General features: G+C 70.7%; 19 protein-coding genes. 13 read left to right on the top strand and 6 right to left on the bottom strand.

Features of this window, described 5'->3' with window-relative positions; all coding sequences use genetic code 11:
- The first annotated feature begins 101 nt into the window (after positions 1–101).
- The 5 genes from CPH93_RS11650 to CPH93_RS11630 are packed head-to-tail and all read left to right on the top strand — an operon-like array spanning position 102 to position 5,784.
- Positions 102–1,718, top strand: a complete 1,617-nt coding sequence (locus CPH93_RS11650; RefSeq protein WP_093485015.1) for a peptide ABC transporter substrate-binding protein — start codon at positions 102–104, stop codon at positions 1,716–1,718.
- A 27-nt stretch (positions 1,719–1,745) separates the two neighbouring features.
- Complete coding sequence (locus CPH93_RS11645) at positions 1,746–2,669, top strand: ABC transporter permease (RefSeq protein ID WP_006603323.1); 924 nt, start codon at positions 1,746–1,748, stop codon at positions 2,667–2,669.
- Positions 2,662–3,654: an ABC transporter permease gene (locus tag CPH93_RS11640; RefSeq protein WP_006603322.1), complete on the top strand. Its 993-nt coding sequence runs from the start codon at positions 2,662–2,664 to the stop codon at positions 3,652–3,654. Before CPH93_RS11645 ends, CPH93_RS11640 begins: the two co-directional genes overlap by 8 nt.
- Positions 3,655–3,665: 11 nt before the next feature.
- Positions 3,666–4,706: an ABC transporter ATP-binding protein gene (locus CPH93_RS11635; RefSeq protein ID WP_231977276.1), complete on the top strand. Its 1,041-nt coding sequence runs from the start codon at positions 3,666–3,668 to the stop codon at positions 4,704–4,706.
- Positions 4,693–5,784 (top strand): ABC transporter ATP-binding protein, encoded by a 1,092-nt coding sequence (locus CPH93_RS11630; protein ID WP_096212744.1) that lies wholly within the window; start codon positions 4,693–4,695, stop codon positions 5,782–5,784. The genes CPH93_RS11635 and CPH93_RS11630 overlap by 14 nt, the downstream gene beginning before the upstream one ends.
- Positions 5,785–5,861: 77 nt before the next feature.
- On the opposite strand, the gene CPH93_RS11625 is transcribed toward CPH93_RS11630, so the two are convergent.
- The 5 genes from CPH93_RS11625 to CPH93_RS11605 all read right to left on the bottom strand — a co-directional run bounded on the left by CPH93_RS11625 (position 5,862) and on the right by CPH93_RS11605 (position 12,137).
- Positions 5,862–7,010, bottom strand: coding sequence for an ABC transporter ATP-binding protein (locus tag CPH93_RS11625; protein ID WP_096212742.1), 1,149 nt, complete (start codon positions 7,008–7,010; stop codon positions 5,862–5,864).
- Between the two features lie 12 nt (positions 7,011–7,022).
- On the bottom strand, positions 7,023–8,084 hold the full coding sequence (locus CPH93_RS11620) for an ABC transporter ATP-binding protein (RefSeq protein ID WP_096212741.1): 1,062 nt from the start codon (positions 8,082–8,084) through the stop codon (positions 7,023–7,025).
- 11 nt (positions 8,085–8,095) lie between these two features.
- A complete protein-coding gene (locus CPH93_RS11615) occupies positions 8,096–9,067 on the bottom strand; it encodes an ABC transporter permease (protein ID WP_096212739.1) in 972 nt (323 codons plus the stop codon).
- Positions 9,068–9,198: 131 nt separating this feature from the next.
- Positions 9,199–10,998, bottom strand: coding sequence for an ABC transporter substrate-binding protein (locus CPH93_RS11610; RefSeq protein WP_096212737.1), 1,800 nt, complete (start codon positions 10,996–10,998; stop codon positions 9,199–9,201).
- A 104-nt stretch (positions 10,999–11,102) separates the two neighbouring features.
- Positions 11,103–12,137, bottom strand: coding sequence for an ABC transporter permease (locus CPH93_RS11605; RefSeq protein ID WP_096212735.1), 1,035 nt, complete (start codon positions 12,135–12,137; stop codon positions 11,103–11,105).
- A 486-nt stretch (positions 12,138–12,623) separates the two neighbouring features.
- Here CPH93_RS11605 and CPH93_RS11600 point away from each other — a divergent pair, with 486 nt between their 5' ends.
- Positions 12,624–13,751, top strand: a complete 1,128-nt coding sequence (locus CPH93_RS11600) for a hypothetical protein (RefSeq protein ID WP_231977274.1) — start codon at positions 12,624–12,626, stop codon at positions 13,749–13,751.
- 45 nt (positions 13,752–13,796) lie between these two features.
- Here CPH93_RS11600 and CPH93_RS11595 read toward each other — a convergent pair whose 3' ends face one another.
- Positions 13,797–15,983, bottom strand: coding sequence for a prolyl oligopeptidase family serine peptidase (locus CPH93_RS11595; RefSeq protein ID WP_096212733.1), 2,187 nt, complete (start codon positions 15,981–15,983; stop codon positions 13,797–13,799).
- 224 nt (positions 15,984–16,207) lie between these two features.
- Here CPH93_RS11595 and CPH93_RS11590 point away from each other — a divergent pair, with 224 nt between their 5' ends.
- The 7 genes from CPH93_RS11590 (at position 16,208) to CPH93_RS11560 (ending at position 23,626) form a co-directional block, all read left to right on the top strand.
- Positions 16,208–16,402, top strand: coding sequence for a hypothetical protein (locus CPH93_RS11590; protein ID WP_006603310.1), 195 nt, complete (start codon positions 16,208–16,210; stop codon positions 16,400–16,402).
- A gap of 110 nt (positions 16,403–16,512) precedes the next feature.
- Positions 16,513–17,487 (top strand): N-acetyl-1-D-myo-inositol-2-amino-2-deoxy-alpha-D-glucopyranoside deacetylase, encoded by a 975-nt coding sequence (gene mshB, locus CPH93_RS11585; protein ID WP_096212732.1) that lies wholly within the window; start codon positions 16,513–16,515, stop codon positions 17,485–17,487.
- Complete coding sequence (locus tag CPH93_RS11580) at positions 17,484–18,038, top strand: DUF6113 family protein (protein ID WP_096212731.1); 555 nt, start codon at positions 17,484–17,486, stop codon at positions 18,036–18,038. The genes mshB and CPH93_RS11580 overlap by 4 nt, the downstream gene beginning before the upstream one ends.
- A 216-nt stretch (positions 18,039–18,254) precedes the next feature.
- Complete coding sequence (locus CPH93_RS11575; protein WP_173909782.1) at positions 18,255–20,423, top strand: hypothetical protein; 2,169 nt, start codon at positions 18,255–18,257, stop codon at positions 20,421–20,423.
- 163 nt (positions 20,424–20,586) lie between these two features.
- Positions 20,587–21,558, top strand: a complete 972-nt coding sequence (locus CPH93_RS11570; protein WP_096212728.1) for an ABC transporter ATP-binding protein — start codon at positions 20,587–20,589, stop codon at positions 21,556–21,558.
- Complete coding sequence (locus tag CPH93_RS11565) at positions 21,555–22,292, top strand: ABC transporter permease (protein WP_093485027.1); 738 nt, start codon at positions 21,555–21,557, stop codon at positions 22,290–22,292. The genes CPH93_RS11570 and CPH93_RS11565 overlap by 4 nt, the downstream gene beginning before the upstream one ends.
- Positions 22,293–22,303: 11 nt before the next feature.
- Positions 22,304–23,626 (top strand): sensor histidine kinase, encoded by a 1,323-nt coding sequence (locus CPH93_RS11560; RefSeq protein ID WP_231977273.1) that lies wholly within the window; start codon positions 22,304–22,306, stop codon positions 23,624–23,626.
- The last annotated feature ends 2 nt before the right edge of the window (positions 23,627–23,628 follow it).

The following is a 23,628-nucleotide window of genomic DNA, read 5'->3' as shown; positions in this document are numbered from 1 at the left end:
TCTCAGGTTTCCGGAGCAGTGGCGGTCGCCGTCGAAGTGCGCTACGTCCCGCTTTGCGATCTTATGTGGGCTGGGCAGGAGTCCGGACCTGAGGAGGCATCATGCGGGGAGCCACCCTCGCGAAGTGGGCCCTCTGTGCCGCCGCCACCGGTCTGACGGCCACGGCGTGCGGGGGCGGCGGCGGGGCGAGCGCCGGGGTGGTCAGTGCCTCCTGGGGAGATCCGCAGAATCCGCTGGAGCCGGCGAACACCAATGAGGTCCAGGGCGGCAAGGTCCTGGAGATGCTCTTCCGCGGCCTCAAGCGGTACAACCCGAAAACGGGCGCCGCGGAGAATGTGATCGCGGACCGGATCGAGACCACGGATTCCCAGCATTTCACCGTCACCCTGAAGGACGGCTGGACCTTCAGCAATGGCGAAAAGGTCACCGCCCATTCCTTCGTGGACGCCTGGAATTACGGGGCGCTGCTGACCAACAAGCAGAAGAACGCGCCGTTCTTCCAGTACATCGACGGCTTCGCGAAGGTGCACCCCGATTCCGGAACCCCCACGGCCAAGACGCTGTCGGGGCTGGCGGTGAAGGACGCGCGGACCTTTACCGTCACGCTCAACCAGAAGTTTTCCAGCTGGCCGGACACCCTGGGGTACACGGCCTTCATGCCGCTGCCGCAGGCCTTCTACCAGGACCATGCCGGATGGCTGCGAAAGCCGGTAGGCAACGGGCCGTACCGCGTGGACTCCTATGAGAAGGGGTCCGTGCTGCGGATGCGGAAATGGGGGAAGTACCCGGGGTCGGACCCGGCGCAGAATGCCGGCATCGATCTGCGGGTCTACACCGACAACAACACCGCCTACACCGATCTGCAGGCCGGCAACCTCGATCTCGTCGACGATGTGCCGGCCGCACAGCTCAAGAGCGTGCGAGCGGACCTCGGCAACCGGTACATCAATCAGCCGGCCGGGATCATCCAGACCCTCACCTTCCCCATGTACGACAAGGCGTGGGGCGGGCCGGGAAAGGACAAGGTCCGGCGCGGTCTGTCGATGGCGATCGACCGGAACCAGATCACCCGGGAGATCTTCCGGCGGACACGGACCCCCGCCACGGACTGGACCTCGCCGGTGCTGGGCGCGGACGGCGGCTACAAGGCGGGGCTCTGCGGCGAGGCCTGTGTGTTCAACCCGGCCCGGGCGCGGCAGCTGATCAAGGAAGGCGGCGGACTCCCCGGCGGCCGGATGACGCTGGCGTACAACGCCGACACCGGCTCTCACAAGGACTGGATCGACGCCCTCTGCAACAGCATCAACACCTCGCTGGGCAGCGACAACGCCTGCACCGGGGCGCCGGTCGGGACCTTCGGCGACTTCCGGAACAAGATCGCGGCCAAGCGGATGAGCGGCCCCTTCCGGGCCGGCTGGCAGATGGACTACCCCCTGATCCAGAACTTCCTCCAGCCGCTCTACTACACCAACGGCTCGGCGAACGACGGGAAGTTCAGCAACCACGGCTTCGACGCGCTGGTGAACAAGGCCAATGCGCAGACCGACACCGGCCGGGCCGTCGCCACATTCCAGGACGCGGAGAAGGTCCTCGCCGCGCAGATGCCGTCCATTCCGCTGTGGTACCAGAACGGCAGCGGCGGCTATTCGGAACGCATCAGCAATGTCTCGCTGAATCCGTTCAGCGTGCCCGTCTACAACGAGATCAAGGTCAACTGACCGTGGTGTGAGGGAGGTTGACGCTTCGTGGGACGGTATGTGATCCGGCGGCTGCTCCAGATGATCCCGGTGTTCATCGGCAGCACATTCCTGATCTTCTTCATGGTCTACGCACTGGGCGACCCGGTGGCCGCGATGTTCGGCGAGCGCGCGCCCGACCCCGCCACCGCCGCCCAGATCCGCCGCGAGCTCTACCTCGATGCGCCGCTGTGGAAGCAGTATCTGCACTACATGGGGCAGATCTTCCAGGGGAACTTCGGTACCGCGTTCAACGGACAGTCCGTCACCGAGCTGATGGCCTCCGCCTTCCCCGTCACCCTGCGGCTCACGGTGGTCGCCATCGTGATCGAGATGGCGGTGGGCATCGTGCTGGGGGTGTTCAGCGGGCTGCGGCGCGGCCGGGGCATCGACACCTCGGTGCTGGTCCTCACCCTCGTCGTGGTGTCCATCCCGACCTTCGTCAGCGGCTATCTGCTCCAGTTCCTGTTCGGAGTCCAGTGGGGCTGGGCCGCGCCGTCGGTCTCCCCGGACGTACCGCTGAACGAACTCCTGCTGCCCGGGCTGGTGCTGGCGCTGGTCTCGCTCGCCTATGTGACCCGGCTGACCCGGACCTCGATCGCGGAGAACGTCCGCGCCGACTACGTCCGTACGGCCCTCGCCAAGGGCCTGCCCCGCCACCGGGTCATCACCCGCCATCTGCTGCGCAATTCGCTGATCCCGGTCGTCACCTTCATCGGCACCGACATCGGCGCCCTGATGGGCGGCGCGATCGTCACCGAGCGCATCTTCAACATCCACGGCGTCGGATACCAGCTCTACCAGGGCATCCTGCGGCAGAACTCACCGACCGTGGTGGGCTTCGTGACGATCCTGGTGCTGGTCTTCCTCCTCGCGAACCTGCTCGTCGACCTGCTGTACGCCGTCCTCGACCCGAGGATCCGCTATGCCTGAGCCCACTGTCCCCAAGGAAGCCATCGGCCACGGCGACGGCGGCTCCGCCGCGCTGGCCATCGGCGAGGCGGAGTCGCTGGAGCGGCGGCCCGGTGCGGCCCCGCCGGGCGCCGGTCCGCCCGGCGGGGTGCCCGCCGGCAAGCCCCGCAGCCTGTGGAGCGACGCCTGGCACGATCTGTGCCGCAACCCCGTCTTCGTGCTCTCCGCGCTGGTCATCCTCTTCCTGGTGCTCATCGCGATCTGGCCGCAGCTGATCGCCACCGGCAACCCCTACCGCGCGGACCTCGCCAAGGCACAGCAGGGCTCCCAGCCCGGCCACCCCTTCGGCTTCGACACCCAGGGCCGGGACGTCTACACCCGGGTGGTCTACGGGGCCCGCGCCTCCATCACCGTCGGGGTCTGCGCCACGACCGGCGCCGCGCTGCTCGGCAGCCTGCTGGGCGGGCTGGCCGGCTTCTTCGGCGGCTGGTGGGACACCCTGCTCTCCCGTGTCGCCGATATCTTCTTCGGCATCCCGGTGATCCTGGGCGGTCTGGTCTTCCTCTCCATGATCACCAGCACCACGGTCTGGCCGGTGGTCGGCTTCATCGTGCTGCTCGGCTGGCCGCAGGTCTCCCGGATCGCCCGCGGCTCGGTGGTCACCGCCAAGCACAACGACTACGTCCAGGCCGCACGGGCGCTGGGCGCCGGCAACGGGCGGATGCTGCTGCGGCACATCGCACCGAACGCCGTCGCGCCGGTCATCGTCGTCGCCACCATCGCACTCGGCACGTTCATCGCGCTGGAGGCGACGCTCTCCTACCTGGGCGCGGGGCTGAAGCCGCCCACCATCTCCTGGGGCATCGACATCTCCACCGCCTCCCCGTACATCCGCAGCGCGCCGCACATGCTGCTGTGGCCGGCCGGCGCGCTGAGCATCACGGTGCTGGCGTTCATCATGCTCGGCGACGCGGTGCGCGACGCCCTCGACCCCAAGTTGCGCTGAGGAGCGGGACGATGACGAACCAGGAAGCCGCCCCGGGGCCCGCGGGCGCCACGGCGGCCGTCGCCGCACCGCCGCTGCTCGACGTCCGCGATCTGCGGGTCGAGTTCCGTACCCGCGACGGGGTGGCGAAGGCCGTCAACGGCGTCAGCTTCCGCGTGGCGCGGGGGCAGACGCTGGCGGTGCTCGGGGAGTCCGGCTCGGGCAAGTCCGTCACCGCCCAGGCCGTGATGGGCATCCTCGACTCCCCGCCGGGGTTCGTCACCGGCGGCGAGATCGTCTTCCAGGGGCGCGATCTGCTGTCCCTGCGCCCGGAGGAGCGGCGCCGGGTCCGCGGCGCGAAGATGGCGATGATCTTCCAGGACGCGCTGTCCGCCCTGAACCCGGTCCTCAGCGTCGGGGCCCAGCTGGGGGAGATGTTCCAGGTCCATGAGGGGATGTCCCGTAAGGAGGCGCGTGGCCGGGCCGTGGAGCTGATGGAGCGCGTCGGGATCCCCGCGGCCAGGGAGCGGGTGGGCGACTATCCGCACCAGTTCTCCGGGGGGATGCGCCAGCGCATCATGATCGCGATGGCGCTGGCCCTGGGCCCGGACCTGATCATCGCGGACGAGCCGACCACGGCGCTGGACGTCACCGTCCAGGCGCAGGTGATGGACCTGCTCGCGGAGCTCCAGCGGGAGCTGACCATGGGGCTGATTCTGATCACCCATGACCTGGGGGTGGTCGCGGACGTCGCCGACACCATCGCGGTGATGTACGCGGGCCGGATCGTCGAGACCGCGCCCGTCCACCAGCTCTACAAGGCGCCCGCGCACCCCTACACCCGCGGGCTGCTGGACTCCATCCCGCGGCTGGACCAGAAGGGCCGGCGGCTCTACGCGATCAAGGGCATGCCGCCCAACCTGACGGCCATTCCGCCCGGTTGCCCCTTCCACCCGCGCTGCCCGCTGGCCCAGGACATCTGCCGTACCGACCCACCGCCGCTGTACGAGGCCGGGCCCGGCCGGGCCAGCGCCTGCCACTTCTGGAAGGAGACCCTCGATGGCGCACGGTGACACCGGCGCCCCGGCTCCCGGCGCCGCGGCCCGCCCCCCGACGGCCGGCCCCCCGGAACCGGTCCTGGAGGTCCGCGATCTGGTCAAGCACTTCCCGCTCACCCGGGGCGTGCTGGTCAAGAAGCAGGTCGGCGCGGTCCAGGCCGTCGACGGGGTCTCCTTCGACCTGCACCGGGGCGAAACCCTCGGCATCGTCGGCGAATCGGGCTGCGGGAAGTCCACGGTCGCCAGGCTGCTGGTCGGCCTCGAACGGCCGACGGCGGGTCAGATCCGTTACCGGGGCGAGGACATCAACACCCTCTCCGGCCGCGCGCTGAAGGCAGTACGGCGCAACATCCAGATGGTGTTCCAGGACCCCTACACCTCCCTGAACCCCCGGATGACCGTCGGCGACATCATCGGGGAGCCGTACGAGATCCACCCCGAGGTGGCCCCTAAGGGAGCGCGCCGCCGGAAGGTCCAGGAACTCCTGGAGGTGGTCGGGCTCGACCCCGAGTACGTCAACCGCTATCCGCACCAGTTCTCCGGCGGCCAGCGCCAGCGCATCGGGATCGCCCGCGGGCTGGCACTGCGCCCGGAGATCATCGTCGCCGATGAGCCGGTCTCCGCGCTGGACGTCTCCGTCCAGTCCCAAGTGGTCAATCTGCTGGAGCAGTTGCAGGACGAGTTCGACCTGTCGTACGTCTTCATCGCCCACGATCTGTCGGTCGTGCGGCACATCTCCGACCGCATCGCGGTGATGTACCTGGGGCGGCTCGCCGAGCTCGGCACCGACGAGCAGATCTACGAGCACCCGACCCACCCGTACACCCAGGCCCTGCTGTCCGCCGTGCCCGTCCCCGACCCGGACGCCCGCACCCACCGGGACCGTATCCTGCTGGCCGGCGACGTCCCCTCGCCCGCCGCCCCGCCCTCCGGCTGCCGCTTCCGCACCCGCTGCTGGAAGGCGCAGGAGCTGTGCGCCGAGGTCGTCCCGCCGCTGGAGGTCCCGGCGGAGTTCCGGGAGACGCCGGGCCCGGCGCGGCACGCGTCGGCGTGTCATTTCGCGGAGGAGCGCACGGTGGTGCCGAGCGAGTAGCCGCGAGCCGCCCGGGCCCACGCGCAACGGAGCCCGCCTCCCCCAGGGGAAGCGGGCTCCGGCGGGGGACGGCCCGGTCAGCCGGTCGTGCCGGTCTCGTCGGCGGAGCCGGCCGGGGCCGCGTCCTCGATCGCGGCCAGTGCCGGGTCGAGGATGATGTCCTCGTCCCGGGCCGCGGTCGTGGGCTCCTCGGGGAAGTGGCAGGCCGTCAGGTGGCCGCCGGCGTTGCCGGTGATCTGGACCAGCGGCGGCTCCTCGGTCGCGCACTTGTCCTGCGCCTTCCAGCAGCGCGTACGGAACCGGCAGCCGGAGGGCGGATTGACGGGGGAGGGGACGTCACCGGCGAGGCGGATGCGCTCGCGGTCCTCCTCCTCGTTCTCCACCAGCTTGGCCTCCGGCACCGCCGAGAGCAGCGCATGGGTGTACGGGTGGCGCGGCCGGTTGTAGATCTCGTCGCGCGAGCCGACCTCGACGATCTTGCCGAGGTACATCACCGCGACCCGCTCGCTGAAGTGCCGCACGATCGCCAGGTCGTGGGCGATGAACAGGAACGCGATGCCCAGCTCGCGCTGGAGCTTCTGGAGCAGGTTGACGACCTGCGCCTGGATGGAGACGTCGAGCGCGGAGACCGGCTCGTCGGCGACGATCAGCTTCGGCTCCAGGGCGAGCGCCCGGGCCACCCCGATGCGCTGGCGCTGACCGCCGGAGAACTCGTGCGGGAAGCGGTTGTAGTGCTCCGGGTTGAGACCCACGGTCTCCAGGAGCTCCCGGATCCGCTTCTCCCGGCCGCCGGCCGGATTGATCCCGTTGATCTCCATCGGGCCGCCGATGATGGTGCCCACCGTCTGCCGCGGGTTCAGCGAGGCATACGGGTCCTGGAAGATCATCTGGATCTCGGAGCGGACCGGCGCCAGTTCCTTGCGGTTGGCGCGCGTGATGTCCTGGCCCGCGTACGTGATCTTGCCGGAGGTCGGCTCCATCAGCCGGGTGAGCAGCCGTCCGGTGGTGGACTTGCCGCAGCCCGACTCGCCGACCAGGCCGAAGCTCTCGCCCGCGTGCACGGTCAGGTCGACGCCGTCGACCGCCTGCACCGCGCCGACCTTCCGCTTGAACGGAAAGCCGCCGTAGATGGGGAAGTGCTTGGTCAGGCCCTCGGCGGTGAGCAGCGGCTCGCCCGGCGTGGGCGCGGCGTCGCGCGGCGCCGGGAGGGTGACGTGGTCTGTCATGGTGGTCGCTCCCTAGCCCAGCCGGGGCTTGATCTGCTCGGTGAAGAGGGTCTGCTTCTGCTCGGCGCTCAGATGGCACGCGGCCGCGCGCCCCGCCTCCAGCAGCGGCCGCTCGTCGGTGCAACGCGCCCCGCCGACCTCGGCCGTGAAGCCGCAGCGGGGGTGGAAGGCGCAGCCCGAGGGCGGGTTGAGCAGGCTCGGCGGGGAACCCGGGATCGGGTGCAGCGCCTCGCTGACGTCCGAGGAGAGTCGCGGCATCGAGCTGAGCAGGCCCCAGGTGTAAGGGTGGCGGGGCTGGGTGAGGATCTCCTTGACGGAGCCCCGCTCCACGGCCCGGCCCGCGTACATCACCAGCAGCTTGTCCGCCGTGTTGGCGACCACGCCGAGGTCATGGGTGATCAGGATGATCGCGGAGCCGAACTCCTGCTGGAGGTCCTTGAGCAGGTCGAGGATCTGCGCCTGGACGGTGACGTCCAGGGCGGTGGTGGGCTCGTCGGCGATCAAGAGCTGGGGGTTGCAGACCAGCGCCATGGCGATCATCGCGCGCTGGCGCATACCGCCGGAGAACTGGTGCGGATAGTCGTCCACCCGCAGGCTGGGCTGCGGGATGCCGACCTTGGTCAGCATCTCGATGGCCCGCTGCCGGCCCTCGCGCTTGCTGGCGCCGGTGTGCTTCATGAACGGCTCGGCGATCTGCCGGCCGACCGTGTAGTACGGCGACAGCGCGGTCAGCGCGTCCTGGAAGATCATCGCCATCTTGTTGCCGCGGAGCTTTTCCAGGCTCTTCTCCCGGGCCCCGGTCAGCTCGTCCCCGTCCAGGACGATTTCGCCGCCGATCTCGGTGGCCTTCGGGTTGTGCAGCCCCAGGATCGCGAGGTTGGTCACCGACTTGCCGGAGCCCGATTCACCGACGATGCCGAGCGTTTCGCCGCGTTCCAGATCGAAGGAGAGACCGTCGACCGCCTTGACGATGCCGTCCTCGGTGGAGAACCGCACATGCAGATCACGGACGGACAGGAAGGGGTCGGACCCGGCCGGCACCTCGGTGCCTTCGGTCTTGGTGAGTGTGGTCACTTCAGGCTCTCCTAGGACAGGCGCACGCGCGGGTCGATGAAGGCGTACGTCGCATCCACGATGATGTTGAACACCAGGATCAGGGCGGCGCTGAAGATCAGCACGCCCATGACCATGGGCAGATCGAGGGTGGTGACGGAGTCGATCGCCAGGCGGCCGATGCCCGCCAGCTGGAAGGTGAACTCGGTGATCATCGCGCCGCCGAACAGCGAGCTCAGGTCCATGCCGAGGATGGTCACGATGGGGATCAGCGACCCGCGCCAGGCGTAGCGCAGGAAGACGTACGAGCTGGCCATGCCCTTGGCCTTGGCCGTCCGGACGTGTTCCTCCTGCAGCTGCTCGATCATCGTCGAGCGGGACATACGGGTGTACTGCGCGGTGAAGATCGTCGACATCACGAGCCAGGGGAGCAGCAGCCCCATGAACCAGCCCGCGGGGTCGGAGGTGAAGTCCACGTACTTGGGGGACTCCAGGATGCCGCTGTAGACGAACAGACCGAGCGCGATCGGACCGAGGATGTAGATCTGCGCCGAGCTCAGCACCATCGAGACCGAGGTGAGCGCCTTGTCCAGGAACGAGCCGCGCTTGTAGGCGGCGATCAGGCCGGTGCCCAGGCCCACGGTCAGGAACACCGCGGCGCCGCCGATGGCCAGCGAGGCGGTGGTGGGCAGCCGGTCCATCATCGTCGACCAGACGTCCTGCTTGGTCGCGAAGGAGTAGCCGAAGCACGGGGCGCTGCAGTGGCCGATGGAGTAGTCGCGGCCGGCGAAGATGCCGACGATGAAGTCCCAGAACTGGGTCGTCAGGGGCTTGTCGAGGCCGAGGTTCTGGTGGATCAGCGCGATGTTGTCCGCGGTGCAGTTCTTGCCGCAGGACATCGCGGCCGGGTCACCGGCACCGAAGAAGACGAAGAAGGTGAAGGCACTGAGCAGAACAAGGATGACAACAGCGCCGAACGTCCGGCGAAGTAGGAATTGAAGCATGGCAGTTCGCTGCTCTCAGGACGGCGGCGGCAGTGGGTGTGAGGGGTGGCTGGGAAGGCCCCGGAGGGCGCGCGTTCCGCCGTGTGCGCGCTCTCCGGAGTGCCTTCGTCAGACGAGGCGGTGCGCGCTCGTCACTTCTTCAGGAACAGCGTGTTCGGGTCGACGTAGCTGACGTCCAGGTTGTAGCGGGCGCCGCCGATGTTCGAGCCGTACAGCTGGAGCACCTTGGTGTAGAAGACCGGCGCGGCCGGGTTGACCTTCTCCACGATGTACTGGTGCAGCTTCTGCCACTCGGCGGTGGCCTTCGCGACGTCCGTGATCTTCGTGATGCGGGCGATCTCGGAGTTCACGTGCTTGTCGTTGATGTGCGAGTAGTTCGACGCGCCGTCCTGGATGGTGGTGCCGTCGTAGGACGGCGGGATGACGGTCGAGGCGTCCGGCCAGTCCTGGCCCCAGCCGGTCATGTAGATGTCGAAGCCGTTCTTGACCTTGCCCATCTGCTCGTACCAGGAGGCGGCGTCGACCTCCTTCTTCTGCACGTTGAAGCCGGCCTTGGTCAGCGCGTCCTCGATGACGACGGCTTCCTTCTGGCGCGCCTCGGTGTTGGAGTAGGCGTAGACGAGCTTCATGCCCGACTTGCCGGCTTCCTTGAGGAGCTTCTTGGCCTTCTCCGGCTCACCGTTGGGGTGCGAGAGCTTGCCGTAGGGGTCGTAGCCCTTCTTGTAGCCCGCGACGGTCGGGGCGAGCAGACCGCCCGCGATCTCGCCGCCGTAGCTGCCGCCGTTGACCCGGACGATCTGCTGGTTCGGCAGGGCGTAGGTGATCGCGTCGCGGATCTTCTTGTCCTTGAGGCGGTCCATGTTGAAGTTCATCTGCCAGACGTAGGGCTGGTAGCCCTGGACCAGGCGCTTGCTGGCGCTGGCGTTGTCCAGCACGTTCTTGGTCAGCGTGGGGTCGACCGAGTTGGTGAAGCTGATCGCGTTCTTGGCCTCACCCTGGTCGGCCATCAGGCGCTTGGTGGAGTCCGAGGCCTGGTGGTTGAAGGTGATGTTGTACCCGTCCGGGTACTGGTGGCGCATCGGGTCCGTCTTCGGGTCCCAGTTCTTGTTCCGGACCAGCTGCATGGCCTTGCCGGACTTGAACGAGGCGATCTTGTACGGACCGGAGCACACCGGGGCGACGTCGTAGGCGTCCTTGGTGTCCTTCGCGCTGTCCGGGACCGCGCTGTAGCCGGGCATCGTCAGCGCGTACGGCAGCTGCGAGTTCGGCTGCTTGAAGTGGAAGATGATGGTCTTCGCGTCCGGGGTGTCCAGCACGTTCTTGGGCAGGTGGTCGCCCTTGTACGGACCGTCCGGCAGCGCCTTGCGGTACGCGGTGCCGGCGCCGGACAGCCAGGTCTGCACATAGGTCGGGCCGTCGGTGATGAACTTGGAGTACAGCCGCTCGATGCTGTGGCGGATGTCCTTCGAGGTGATCGGCGTGCCGTCCTCGAACTTGATGCCGTCCTTGAGCGTGTACTTCCAGGTCTTGCCGCCGTCGGACATCTGGCCGGCGTCGGTGGCGAGGTCGCCCACGACCTTGGCGTTGCCCTTGTCGTCCTGCTTGAAGCTGGTCAGGCCGCGGAAGATCAGCTGCGACAGCGCCTTCATGTCGCTGACGTACATCTGGCCCGGGTCCAGGTGGTTGTAGCTGTCACGCTGGTAGACCCGGATGGTGCCGCCGGAGTGGGCGCCCTTGACGGCGACCGCGGGGCCGACGGAGTCGGCGGCGGTGCCCATCGGGATCGCCTTCGCCTGGGCCGCGGCGTCCTTGTCGGTCTGCGACTTGTCCTGGTTGGAGCCGCTGCCGCCGCTGCAACCGGTGAGCGCGAGCGATCCGGCCGCGAGGGCCACTATCGCCGCGCGTGCTCTGCGCGTAGAAAGTGCGTTCATGGGATTCCAAGCACCTGCCTGTCAGTTGGTGACGAGATGTGCTGTCTGACGCATCCCGGGCAGACCCGGCAGGGGTGACAGCAAGCCCCCCTTCAAGTGGACGATCAGCGCCCGGACTTGGGATCGAAGGCGTCGCGTACCGAGTCTCCGAGGAGGTTGAAGCAGAGCACGAAGATCAGCATGGCCACGGCGGGGAAGAGCAAGAAGGTGGGGTCGTTCTCGTAGTACCGGGCGCCCGCCTGGAACAGCCGGCCCCAGTCGGGGGTCGGCTCCACGATGCCGACACCGAGGAAGGACAGGCCCGCCTCGGAGGTCACGAAGAGGGGAAGCATGTAGGTGCTCTGCACCAGGACCGGGGTGACGACGTTCGGCAGCAGTTCCTTGCGGATGATCCGCCAGGGCGAGGCGCCGGTGATCTTGGCCGCCTCGACGAACTCCCGCTCGCGCAGGGACAGCACCTGACCGCGCAGCAGTCGCGCCAGACCCATCCAGCCGAGGAACCACTGCACGATGACCAGGGCGCAGACCCGCACGTACGTGGGTGTCTCGTCGCCCGGCGGCACGAAGAGGGCCACGACGACCGGCATGAACGCCACGAACGTCAGCTGGCTGGGGAACGCCAGCAGGAAGTCGATCACCCGGCTGAGGAAGTAGTCCGTCCGGCCGCCGACGTACCCGGCCGTCACGCCGATGAGGATGCCGGTGACCACGGTCAGCAGGGTCACCGCGACGGAGATGCCGAGCGACATCCGCATCCCGTAGATCAACTGCATGAACACATCGCGGCCCAGGGACGGTTCGACGCCGAACCAGTGCTCGGGCGAGATGCCGCCGTTGGCGCCCGCGGGGTAGCCGAACTCGTCGAGGAGGTTGGGGTCGTTGTTCCCGTAGAGCGTGTACGGGTCCTTGCCGTACAGCGAACCGATCACCGGGGCCAGCGCCGCAATGACGAAGAAGGCCAGCACGACGATCGCGCAGACGACGCCCGTGCGGTCGCGCTTGAAGCGCATCCACATCAATTGGCCGGGGGATCGGCCGACGAGCTCACCGCCCTTGCTCTTCTTTTCCTTCTTCAGACCCTGGGGCCCAAGTCCTGGGGTGTCGGACTCTGAAGCCGCGGTCTGGGATGGACTAGTCATCGCGAAGTGCCCCCGCGCCGAGTTCTCTTGGAACGTGAAGCGGCGCCGATTCGCACCGCTGGATGAGCGGACTTTCGCAAGTTATTTACGGCGGAGTCAAGGGGATCGGGTGCGCTCATGCGCAGGTCGTCTGCTTCTTGAGCGAAGATTGCGCATATCGACGCCCGGGCGTGCTTGACAAGTGGGCGGGATATGCGTCATGAGCGGACATATCGCACCAAACCGCTTTAACAAGCTGGCAACTTCCCTGTCGCAACTCCGATATACGGACGCGCCATGATGAACAACGTACGGCCGTGCGGGTGCCGTAGACCGGCCGGGACGCCAGGTGGGCGACCCGGCCGGTCGTCGTATGACGTTTTCGTCCGTTGCTCCATTCGGGTCAGTTGTCCCGGCGCCGAGACTGCAGTAGACCTGCGGTAGGCGCCGCCGGGACGGTGGCGTTGTGAACGAACCGAGGACAACGACGTGGACAGGGGGCAGGCCGTGTCCACAGTGCGGGACGGCGTTCTCACCCGCGGTGCGCGCGGAGCCGGTGCCCTGATCTGCCTGCTGCTCGCGCTGCTCAGCGCGGGCTGGATCATCCGGGACCTGGCCGTCGCCGAGCACAGCGCGGATGTGTGGTGGGCCTGGCTGGGCGAGACCCGCAGGCCGCGGGAGTTCACCGCCTGGGCCACCTCGGCGCTCGACCCGCTGCTGGTGCTCGGCGCGCTCGCCGCCGCGGTGGCCCAGAGGCGTACCGCCGTCACCTCGTCCGTCGCCGCGGGCGCCCTGCTGTCCCTGGCGGCCGCCGTCGCGCTGCTGCGGATCCCGCTGGTGTGGGTGCTGGGCGCGGACTGGCTCCAGGGGCTGGACGGCGGTCTCACCGGGTGGGCACGGCTGACCGTCCTCGCTCAACTCGCCCTGGCGGCCGCACTGCTCGTGGTGGTCGCGGCGGGCCGACGGCGGTCGCCCGGAAGGCCGGGCCGGCACACGGCGGGGGCTGCGCACGGGGCGGCGGGGGCGATGGCCCCGGTGTACGGCGTGGTCCGAGCGGTGCCCTCCGCAGTGGGGCCCGGGCGCCCCGGCAGCCCGTACCGGGGGGCGGCCGGCACCGCCGCCGTCCTCCTGGGCGCCGCCGGCATCGTCCTCGCCGGCTGGGAGATCCACTGGCGGCAGCAGCTCGGCTGGTACCTCTACCGCAAGGGGCTGCTGGGCGACGCCTCCGTCTTTCGGGCCCTGTTGCAGCCCCCGGTGCACTGGCAGGGGGCGGCGCTCGCCGTCCTGGCCCTGGGGGCCGCGGCCGCCGCACTGCGCCGTGCGGCCCTGAGCCGGCCCGCCGCCCTGACGGCCGCGGCGCTGCTGCTGGCGCACGGGGCCGTGGCGCTCGTCCATACCGCCCGTGCCGGGGCGTTCGGACGCCTGGCCGCGCTGTCCGTCCGCTCCCAACTGGAGGCGGGCACCGCCGTGTTCGTGGCGGCCGCCGCGCTCGTCGTGCTGCTCGCGGCGGCCCGGCCCGGCCTGCCGGACACCTCCCGGGACGTCGACGCCGTACGGGCCTACGGCTCGGCCCCCGGTGAGGCGCGGCCGCCGCACGCCCCGCCGCCGCCGTCCAGGCTCCCGCCCGGCTGGTGAGACCGCGTCCCGCCGGACCCTGGAGCCCGGCGGGGCCGTACCGCGTCAGGCGTACATCCCCAACGACCGCTTGAGGAAGTCGACTTGGAGCAGCAGCAGGTTTTCGGCCACCTGCTCCTGCGAGGCCATGTGGGTCACCCCGGTCAGCGGCAGCATCTCGTGCGGCCGGCCCGCGGCCAGCAGCGCCGCGGACAGCCGCAGCGCATGCGCCACGACCACGTTGTCGTCCGCGAGGCCGTGCACCAGCAGCAGCGGGCGGTGCGGCTCCACCGCTCCGGACAACCCCTCGTCCGTGACCAGCGAGTTCGCGGCGTAGACGGCCGGCTCCTCGTCCGGGTGCCCCAGATACCGCTCCTGGTAGTGGGTGTCGTACAGCCGCAGGTCGGACACCGGTGCACCCACCACCGCCGCATGGAAGACATCCGGGCGGCGCAGCGCCGCCAGCCCCGCGAGGTAGCCGCCGAAGGACCAGCCGCGGATCGCCACCCGCGTCAGGTCGAGGGGAAAGGATTCGGCCAGCGCGTGCAGGGCGTGGATCTGGTCGTCCAGGGCGACGTCGGCGACGTCGCGGAACATCGCCTTCTCCCAGGCGGGGGAGCGGCCCGGGGTGCCCCGGCCGTCCGCGACGATCACCGCGAAACCCTGGTCGGCGAACCACTGCGAGGTCAGATGGGCATGGTGCGCGGCGACCACCCGCTGGCCGTGCGGACCGCCGTACGGGTCCATCAGCACCGGCAGCGGACCATCGCCTTCCGTATATCCGGCGGGCAGCAGCACCGCGCACGGAATCTCCCGCTCCCCGGCACGGACCAGGCGGGGACGGGCGGTCAGCACCGGCTCCTCGGCGCACGAGCCGATCGTGGCAAGGGTCTTCTCCCCGCCGTCCGGATCCAGCCGCACCACCTCCACCCGGGTGCCGGGCCACTCCAGCGACGTCTGGGACAGCACGGTCAGCGCACCGCCGCGCACCGCGGAGGACACCGTCGGATACGGCCGCTCGCCCACCCGCTCCCAGCCGCCCTGGTCACCGCTGCCGCGGAACCAGGCGCGATAGACCCCGATGTCGTGCATGTCGGTGCCGCTCGCGGAGAAGAGGACGTCGTCCTCGCCGATGTCCAGGACGGCCCGGACGTGCAGCGGTGCCCCGGTCAGCGGGCGGGCGCCGACGAACAGCTTGCGGGCGCCGCCCTCGTCCGCGATCCGCACCAGCCGGCCGTCCGGGGTCCAGGCCGGCACCCCGGGGAACGGCTCGACCCATGCCTCGTCCTCGTCGTCGTGCACCGTCCGGGTCGCGCCGGTCGTGGTGTCGACGGTCAGATAGCGCTGGTCGCGCTGGTCGCGGGCCTGGACGAGCAGCAGCGGCGGCCCGGCCGCGGACCAGTGGACGCGCGCGAGATAGGGGTAGCGCTCGGTGTCCCAGACGACGTCCGTGCGCGAGCCGTCCAGCCCGAAGAGCGTCAGGGTGACCTCGGCGTTGCGGGTGCCCGCCGCCGGGTACGCGATCCGGACGGGCTCCTGGTCCGGATGGGCGGGGTCGGAGATCCACCAGCGCTGCACCGGCGCTTCGTCGACCCGCGCGGCCAGCACGGCGTCGCTGTCCGGGGACCACCAGAAGCCCCGGTAGCGGCCCATCTCCTCGGCCGCGATGAACTCCGCGAGCCCCCAGGTCACCTCGGGCCCGTCGGGCTCCGCCAGCACCCGGTCGGCCGGCCCGGCGGCGGGGTCGGCGTCGCCCGCGTCCGAGGTCGTGGCGCCGTCCACCGCGACCACCCGCAGCCGGCCCTCCGCCACGAAGGCCACCTGGCGGCCGTCCGGCGACGGGCGGGGGTCCACCACCGGCCCCTGAACCGGGAGTTCACGGGTGGTGCCGGCCCGCAGCTCGGAGACGAACAGCCGGCCGGAAAGGGAGAAAGCGGCCAATTCCACCGCGGAATCCGTGGCGTAGCCGACGATGCCCGCCGAGCTCTCCCGGCTGCGCTCGCGGCGGGCCCGCTCCTGCGGCGGAAGCTGCTCCTCCGCGCCGGCCAGGAGGGCCTCGGGATCGGCGGCGGTGAACTCCCGTCCCTGCGCCAGGTCGAGCACCCACAGATGCTGCCGGCGATCGGTGCCCGAGGGGGAGCGGAGGAAGGCGACGCGGGCACCGTCGGGGGAGAGCGCATAGCTGCGCGGTGCACCCAGAGTGAAGCGCTGCGTACGGGCGTATTGCCGCGGGAACGAAGGCTGTCCGGTCATGGTGCCGAGCCTACGGGCTCACCGCGGTCGCATTCGTGAAGATCATGTGCGCCCCCGCTCTGCTTCCGTGCTCCGACTTATGCGCTAGCGCGGAAAGTTATGATCCCTTGCGCGTAGTGGGTACGGGGTAAAGAGCCCTTGGCATACCCGGGTGTGCGGGTCGTGGAGTCGGTCCGGACACCCTCAACTCTGTCCGGACCATGAGTACTTGGAGGTGAGCCGCCGTGGCACTCTCGATTTCGGCGGTGGTGCTGCTGGCGATCATCGTCTTCTTGCTTGTCAAGAAGTCTGGACTGAAGGCCCCGCATGCCCTTGTCTGCATGCTGCTGGGCTTCTATCTGGCCAGCTCGTCCATCGCCCCGACGATCAAGCAGCTGACGACGAACGTCGCCGGCATGCTCGGCAACATCAAGTTCTGACGCGTTCCGGTCCCGGCCCGTCCGTCCGGCGTCCGCCCTCGGGCGGGGCGCACGGGCGGCGGCCGGGCTCGCCTGCGGGCGGCGGACCGGGCGGCTCGTAGGCTGTCGGCATGACCGACCGGCCCGCTTCCCTCACGCCACCGTCCGCCACGGGACCCGTCCCGTCGCGCCGGCTGCTGCTCGTGCATGCCCACCCCGACGACGAGTCGATCAACAATGGCGTGACCATGGCCAGGTACGCGGCCGAGGGCGCCCAGGTCACCCTGGTGACCTGTACGCGCGGCGAGGAGGGCGAGGTCATCCCGCCCGAACTCGCCCACCTCGCGCCGGACCGCGACGACACCCTCGGTCCGTACCGCGTCGGCGAGCTGGCCGCCGCGATGGCGGCCCTGGGCGTCACGGACCACCGCTTCCTCGGCGGGCCGGGCCGCTACCGCGACTCCGGCATGATGGGCGCCCCGCAGAACGAGCGGCCCGACTGTTTCTGGCAGGCCCCGCTCGACGAGGCGGCCGCCGAACTGGTCGCCGTGATCCGTGAGGTCCGGCCGCAGGTCATGGTCACCTACGACCCGCATGGCGGATACGGCCACCCCGACCACATCCAGGCGCACCGGGTGGCGATGCGCGGCGCCGAGCTCGCCGCGGCCGCGGATTTCCGGCCCGAGCTGGGCGGCTCCCATGCGATCGGGAAGATTTACTGGAACTGCAACCCCCGCTCCGCGGTCGAGGAGGGCTTCGCGCGGCTGCGCGCGGCCGGTCACACCTTCCCCGGCATCGCCTCCGCCGACGACGTGCCCGGAGTGGTGCCGGATGCCGAGGTCACGGCGTCCGTCACCGGCGGCCGCGCCGCCGCGGACGCCAAGACGGCGGCGATGCGCGCGCACTACACCCAGATCGCGGTCGACGGACCGTTCTTCGCGCTCTCCAACGACCTGGGCCAGCCGCTGTTCGCCACCGAGCACTATCGGCTGGTGCACGGCGTTCCGGGCGCGGCGGACGGCGCACGCGAGGACGATCTCTTCGCCGGCATCGGTGGCAGGGTGGGGACGCAGGAGAGCACCCGGATCGAGGAGGCGGCGGAATGAGCACGTCCAAGGGCGGCGGAGCCGCCGACAAGGGGAAGGGCGGAGCCACCGGCAGTGGGAAGGGCCGAGCTGCCGACAAGGAGAACGGCGCAGCGGGCGCCGGCAAGGGGCAGCGGTCCAGGGCGGGCTCGGGCGCGTCCGCGGTCGGGCCGCCGGTGGTGGACGCCGGCGTCCCTCCGCTCACCGGGGGCAGGGCCGGCACCTATGTGCTGCTGCTGGTCGCCGGTGTACTGGTCGCGTTCGCCGGGACGCTGGTGCAAGCGGCCTGGTTCCCCGGCGGGTTGCTGCTGGCGCTCGCCGGCGTCGGCGGGCTCTTCTACGGGGGCGGCAGGGCGACCGGCACCCCCGCGGGCGTGCTGGTACCCGGCGCGGCCTGGCTGGTGACCGTGTTCGTCCTGCTCGGCGATGTCCGGCCGGAAGGTGACTTTCTTTTCGGCGCCGGGCTCGGCTCGTACATCTTCCTCCTCGGCGGGATCCTGGTCGCTGTGATCTGTGCCACCGCCGCCCAGATGCGTGTGGCGGGCGTCCGGTACGGCCGAGTTGGCGGATGACGTGGTGGATACCGGGACGGATGCCACGCGGGTCGGGGTGAACGGACCGGGTCCCGGGGGTTCGCCCATGGCGGCGGTGTTCGTACGCTCCCCGGGTGCCCGCCCGCGGCGGACAGTATGGTGGTGCGCGCCGTCGCGCCGCCCTGGGGGCACCTCCCGGTCTGTGGGCCGGGAAACATCTCTGACGAGCGGCGGAGCCAACCGGGAGAACCTGCTTTGAGTCGTGAATCTGACAGTTCGTCCTCCGGCCCCCAGGGCCGTGGCGGAGCCGCGTACCCGTCAGGGACGCCGCCGTACGGCTCGCCCAGGGGAGATGCCGACGAGGCGCCGGCGCCCGGTGCCGCGGCGCGGCCGGAGGAGCCCAAAACCGAGACCACGCTGACGACGCGGATCAAGATCAACATTCCGGGGTCGCGCCCCATCCCGCCGGTCGTCGTGCGCAAGCCCGTCGGTGAGGAGTCCGGCATGAACGCATCGGCTGGATCCGGCGGTTCCGCCGGCTCCCGGGGAACGCCCCGCCCAGGCGGCGAGCGGAACGCGGAGCGTACGGCGAACACGCCGCGGCCCGAGGCTCCGGCGGAGGAGGCCCCCGCGGCCGGCCGCCCCGAGAAGACCAGCGACTGGTTCGCGCCGCGCAAGCCGCAGGCCGGCGCCGGCGGTGCGTCCTCCACGACCGGCTCGCACCCGGCGCCGCCCGCCCCGGGCGGTGCGACCCCGCCGCGCGGCACCTCGGGCGCCACGCCGCAGCAGCGCCCCGACCTGCCGTACTTCTCCGACAGCCCGGCCCCGCAGGACGGCCCGGCCCCGCAGGAGGGCGTGTCGCCGTACGACAGCGGTGCCCGTCCCGGCGGCGGTGCCCGTCCCGGCGGTTCGCCGTTCGACGGCGGCCCGGCCGGTGCCCCGTCGCCGTTCGACGGTGCGGTCGGCGGCCCCTCGCCGTTCGACGCCCCCGCGGGGCCCGCCCGCGACCACAGCCCGTTCGACTCCCCGGCGGCCGGCCCCAGCGGACCGACGACCGGGCCGGCGCGCGGCAGTTCCGCGCTCAACCTCCCGCCCGGCTTCAGTGACGCCGGCACCGGCGCCACGCCCCGGATCGACGACACCGCCGAGCTCACCCCGCAGCCGCCGGCGCCGCTCGCCGGGCCGGGCAGCGGCCTCGGCGCCGGCGGCGGGATCTCGGGCGGGCTGCCCGGCGGCCCCCAGGGCTCCGCGCCCGGCGGCCCGAAGGGCAGGCGCGGGAAGAGCGGCCCGCAGGGCGGACCGGCCGGGGGCCACAGCCGGGTGTCCGGCGACACGCTGGTCAGCGGCATCCCGAAGACCCCCGGCGCGGACGGCCCGTCGTCCCCGTCGCCGTTCCCGGCCGGCCCGGCCGGCGAGGGCGAGGGCGCCGCCCCCAAGCCGCGGCCCAAGATCCCCGAGCCGATCAACCCGCCCAAAAAGGGCCGTAACAAGCTCGTTCTCCTGGGTGTGGCCGTCGTGGTCCTGGCCGGCGTCGCCTACGGCGCGGGGCTGCTGCTCGACCACGCCGACGTGCCCAACGGCACCACCGCGCTCGGTGTGGACATCGGCGGCTCCAGCAAGGAAGACGCCGTCAAGAAGCTGGAGGCGGAGCTCAAGGGCCGCCGCAGCGAGCCCCTCAAGCTCACCGTCGACGGCAAGTCCGAGACCCTCCAGCCCGCCAAGGCGGGCCTGGACATCGACCCGCAGGCCACCGTCCGCAAGGCGGCCGGCCGGGACTACAACCCCGTCTCCGTCATCGGCTCGCTGTTCGGCGTGAGCCGCACGGCCGAGCCGGCGGTGCTCGTCGACGACGAGAAGCTGCAGATCGCGCTGGAGAACGCCGCCGGACCCGGAGGCGCCACCGCGGACGGCGGGATCACCTTCGAGAACGGCAAGGCGGTGCCGCACTACGGGAGACCGCACAAGGCCATCGACGTGCAGGCGTCCAAGAAGAAGGTCGCCGACGCCTACCGCCGGCGCGCCACGACCGGCTCCGACGCCCCGGTGGTGCTGGCCGCCAGCACCCAGCAGCCGCAGGTCAGCAAGGCCGCGGTGGACAAGGCGTTGAAGCAGTTCGCCGAGCCCGCGATGTCCGGCCTGGTGACGGTCCGTACGGACGCGGCGCACACGGTCTCCTTCAGCCCGCAGAAGTCCATCCCGAAGTTCCTGTCCTTCAAGATCGTCAACGGCGCGCTGGTGCCGTACTACGACCGTCCGGCGCTCAAGGCGCTCTACGGCGACACCTTCAACGGCGTGCTGGTGACCAAGGGAGACGGCTCCAAGCACCCCGTCAGCGTCGAGGAAGTGGCGAGCGCGGTCGGCAGGGCACTGCTCGGCACCACCCCGTCCGAGCGGATCCAGACCATCGCCACCAACGGCAACTGACCGCCACGCGGCGGCGGATCCGCAGGCAGGAGGCCCCCCAGGGCGCATTCCCGGCGCACACCGGGAACGTCCCCTAGGGGGCCTTCCCCATGACAGATGTCATGGCACAGTGCGGACACTCGACACTGCCGCACACGGTGCCCCCTCGCGGATGCTGAGGGACATGACGACCACAGCGACCACCCCAGCCGGTACCGCCCAGGAGGCGGCCCGGGCCCCCGTGGTCAGCTTCCGGCAGGTCAGCAAGGCTTACGGCGCGGTGCGCGCGGTGGCCGACCTCGATCTGGAGCTGTACCCGGGCGAGACCGTCGCCCTCCTCGGCCCCAACGGCGCGGGCAAGTCCTCCACCCTTGATCTGCTCCTCGGGCTGCGCACCGCCGACGCCGGCCGCGTGACGCTGTTCGGTACGACCCCGCAGCGCGCCATCGAGCAGGGCAGGGTCGGCGCGATGCTGCAGAGCGGCGGCCTGATGGAAGGCGTCAAGGTCAGGGAGTTGGTCAAGCTCGCCTGCGATCTGCATCCGCGCGGCCATCCGCTCGACGAGGTTCTGACCGCGGCCGGCCTCACCGACATCGCCGACCGCACGGTCGACAAGCTCTCCGGCGGCCAGGAACAGCGGGTCCGCTTCGCGATGGCCACCGCCGGCGCGGGCGACCTGATCGTGCTGGACGAGCCGACCACCGGTATGGACGTCTCCGCCCGCCAGACCTTCTGGGGCGCGATGCGCCAACAGGCCGACCAGGGCCGGACGGTCCTCTTCGCGACCCACTACCTCGAAGAGGCCGACGCGATCGCCGACCGGGTCATCGTGCTGCACCGCGGCCGGGTGCTGGCCGACGGCACCGCCGCCGAGATCAAGGCCCGGGCCGGCGCCCGCCGGATCGCCTTCGACCTCGACGGGCCGATCGACCGCGAAGCGCTGCTCGGCCTGCCGTCCCTGACATCCCTGGAGATCTCGGGCCGTACGGTCCGCATCCAGTCCCAGGACGCCGACGCCACCGTCCACGCCCTCTACGGCCTCGGCTGCTACCCGCACCACCTCGAAGTCTCCGGCCTCGGCCTGGAGCAGGCCTTCCTCGCCCTCACCACGGCGTCCGACGCGAGCTCTGCCACCGCCGAGGAGGCGGCCCGATGACCACCCTGATCAAGCTGGAAATCATCCGCGCCCTGCGCAACAAGAAGTTCATGTTCTTCTCGGTGATCTATCCGCCGGCGCTGTACCTGATCATCGCGGGCGGCGCGGACAGCAAGCCGATCCCCGGTATGCAGCTGAACATGGGGCTGTACTTCATGGTCTCCATGGCAGCATTCGGTGCCATGACCGCCGTCCTGCTGGGCAACAGCGAGCGCATCGCCAAGGAGCGCGAGAACGGCTGGGTGCGCCAACTGCGGCTGACCGCGCTGCCCGGACGTGGCTATGTCGCCGCGAAGATAGCCGCCGCCGCGACCGTCAGCCTGCCCTCGATCCTGCTGGTCCTGCTGGTCGGCGCGGTGGTCAAGGGCGTACGGCTGGAGGCCTGGCAGTGGCTCGCCATCGCGGCCGGCACCTGGCTCGGCAGTTTCGTCTTCGCCGCCCTGGGCGTGGCCATCGGCTATCTGGCCACCGGCGACGCGGTGCGCCCGATCGCGATGCTGTGCTACTTCGGCCTGGCGTTCCTCGGTGGCCTGTGGATGCCGCTGACGTTCCTGCCGCAGTGGGCGCAGAATGTCGCCGAGTGGCTCCCGACGCATGCGTACGCGGCGCTCGGCACCGCCGTCGAGGCTGGCGGCGCACCGCATGGGAAGGACATCGCCCTCCTGGCCGGTTACCTGCTGGTCTTCGCCGGCGGCGCGGCCTGGCTGTACCGCAAGGACACCAGAAAGGCGTGAGAGGCGGGGAGATGACGAGTGAGCCCGGGGTCGAGAACCCCATGATGATGGGGCAGGCGGCCCGCACCCGCCGCCAGGCGCTCGGCAAGACGGCCTGGATCGCCGTCTGGCTGCTGTATCTCGCCGGCCCGGTGGGCCGGATGCTGGAGCCCGGCATCTCCCTGGCCGAGCGGATCTGGGGCAGCCTGGGGCTCACGCTCTTCGTTCTCGCCTACTTCCTGCTGATCTTCCGTCATCTGTGGCGCAAGACCACCCCCCTGCCGATGTACGGCCTGCTGGCCGTCATGCTGGCGCTGTCCGTCACCCTGTCCTGGATCCTGGACGCCTCCTGGCTGGTGCTGTTCATCTTCACCAGCGTCGGCTCGGCGGTGGTGCTGCCCTGGCAGCAGTCCCGGTGGTCCATTCCGCTGATCACCGCGGTCCTGCTCACCATCGGGGCGAGCTATCCGCAGATCCACGGCTATTACCTCTTCTCCTACGGCCTGCCCGCGCTGGGCAGCGGCTTCATGATGGTCGGGGTGCAGTATCTGATCCGGACGACCACGGAGCTGCGCGCCGCCCGCCAGGAGGTCGCCCGCCTGGCCGCCAACGACGAGCGGCTGCGGCTCGCCCGCGATCTGCACGACCTCCTCGGCCACTCCCTCTCCCTGATAACGCTCAAGAGCGAGCTGGCCGGCCGGATGTTGCCCGACCGGCCCGAGGACGCCGCCCGGCAGGTCGCCGACATAGAGCAGGTCAGCAGACAGGCGCTGGTCGACGTGCGGGAGGCGGTCACCGGCTACCGCAGGCCCCGGCTCGCCGTGGAGCTGGCCGGCGCCCGGGCCGCGCTGCGCACCGCGGGGATCACGGTCACCGCCGACCCGGCGCTGGAGGGCGAATACCGCGGGCTCGCCGCCGATGAGGAGGGCGTGCTGGCCTGGGCGCTGCGCGAGGCCGTCACCAACGTCCTGCGGCACAGCGGGGCGCACCGCTGCGAACTGCTGCTCTCCGAGGAGTGGGAGGCCGATGAGCGCCGCTTTCTGTGTCTGACGGTGCTCGACGACGGCGCGGGCCCGCCCCGCGCCCAGCACGACGGCAACGGCCTCAGCGGTCTGCGCGAACGCCTCGGGCCGGTCGGCGGCCGGCTGGAGACCGGACCCGCCCCGCGCGGGCGCGGCTTCGCCCTGCGCGCCTATGTCCCGCTGGGCGCCGCCGCCCCGCCGGGCGCCCCGGCCCCCGCCCTGGACAGCTCTCCCGAGTCGGGCACCGGCCGGGCCCCGGACGGGCCGGTGGAGCACGGCCCTCCGTTTCCCGTCGCGTATCCGGCGCCGCGGCACCCCACCCGTACGGCTTAGGC

It is taken from the genome of Streptomyces sp. 2323.1 (genome assembly GCF_900221035.1).
Taxonomy (GTDB): Bacteria; Actinomycetota; Actinomycetes; order Streptomycetales; family Streptomycetaceae; genus Streptomyces; species Streptomyces sioyaensis.
This window is presented reverse-complemented; position numbering and strand designations above follow the sequence as displayed.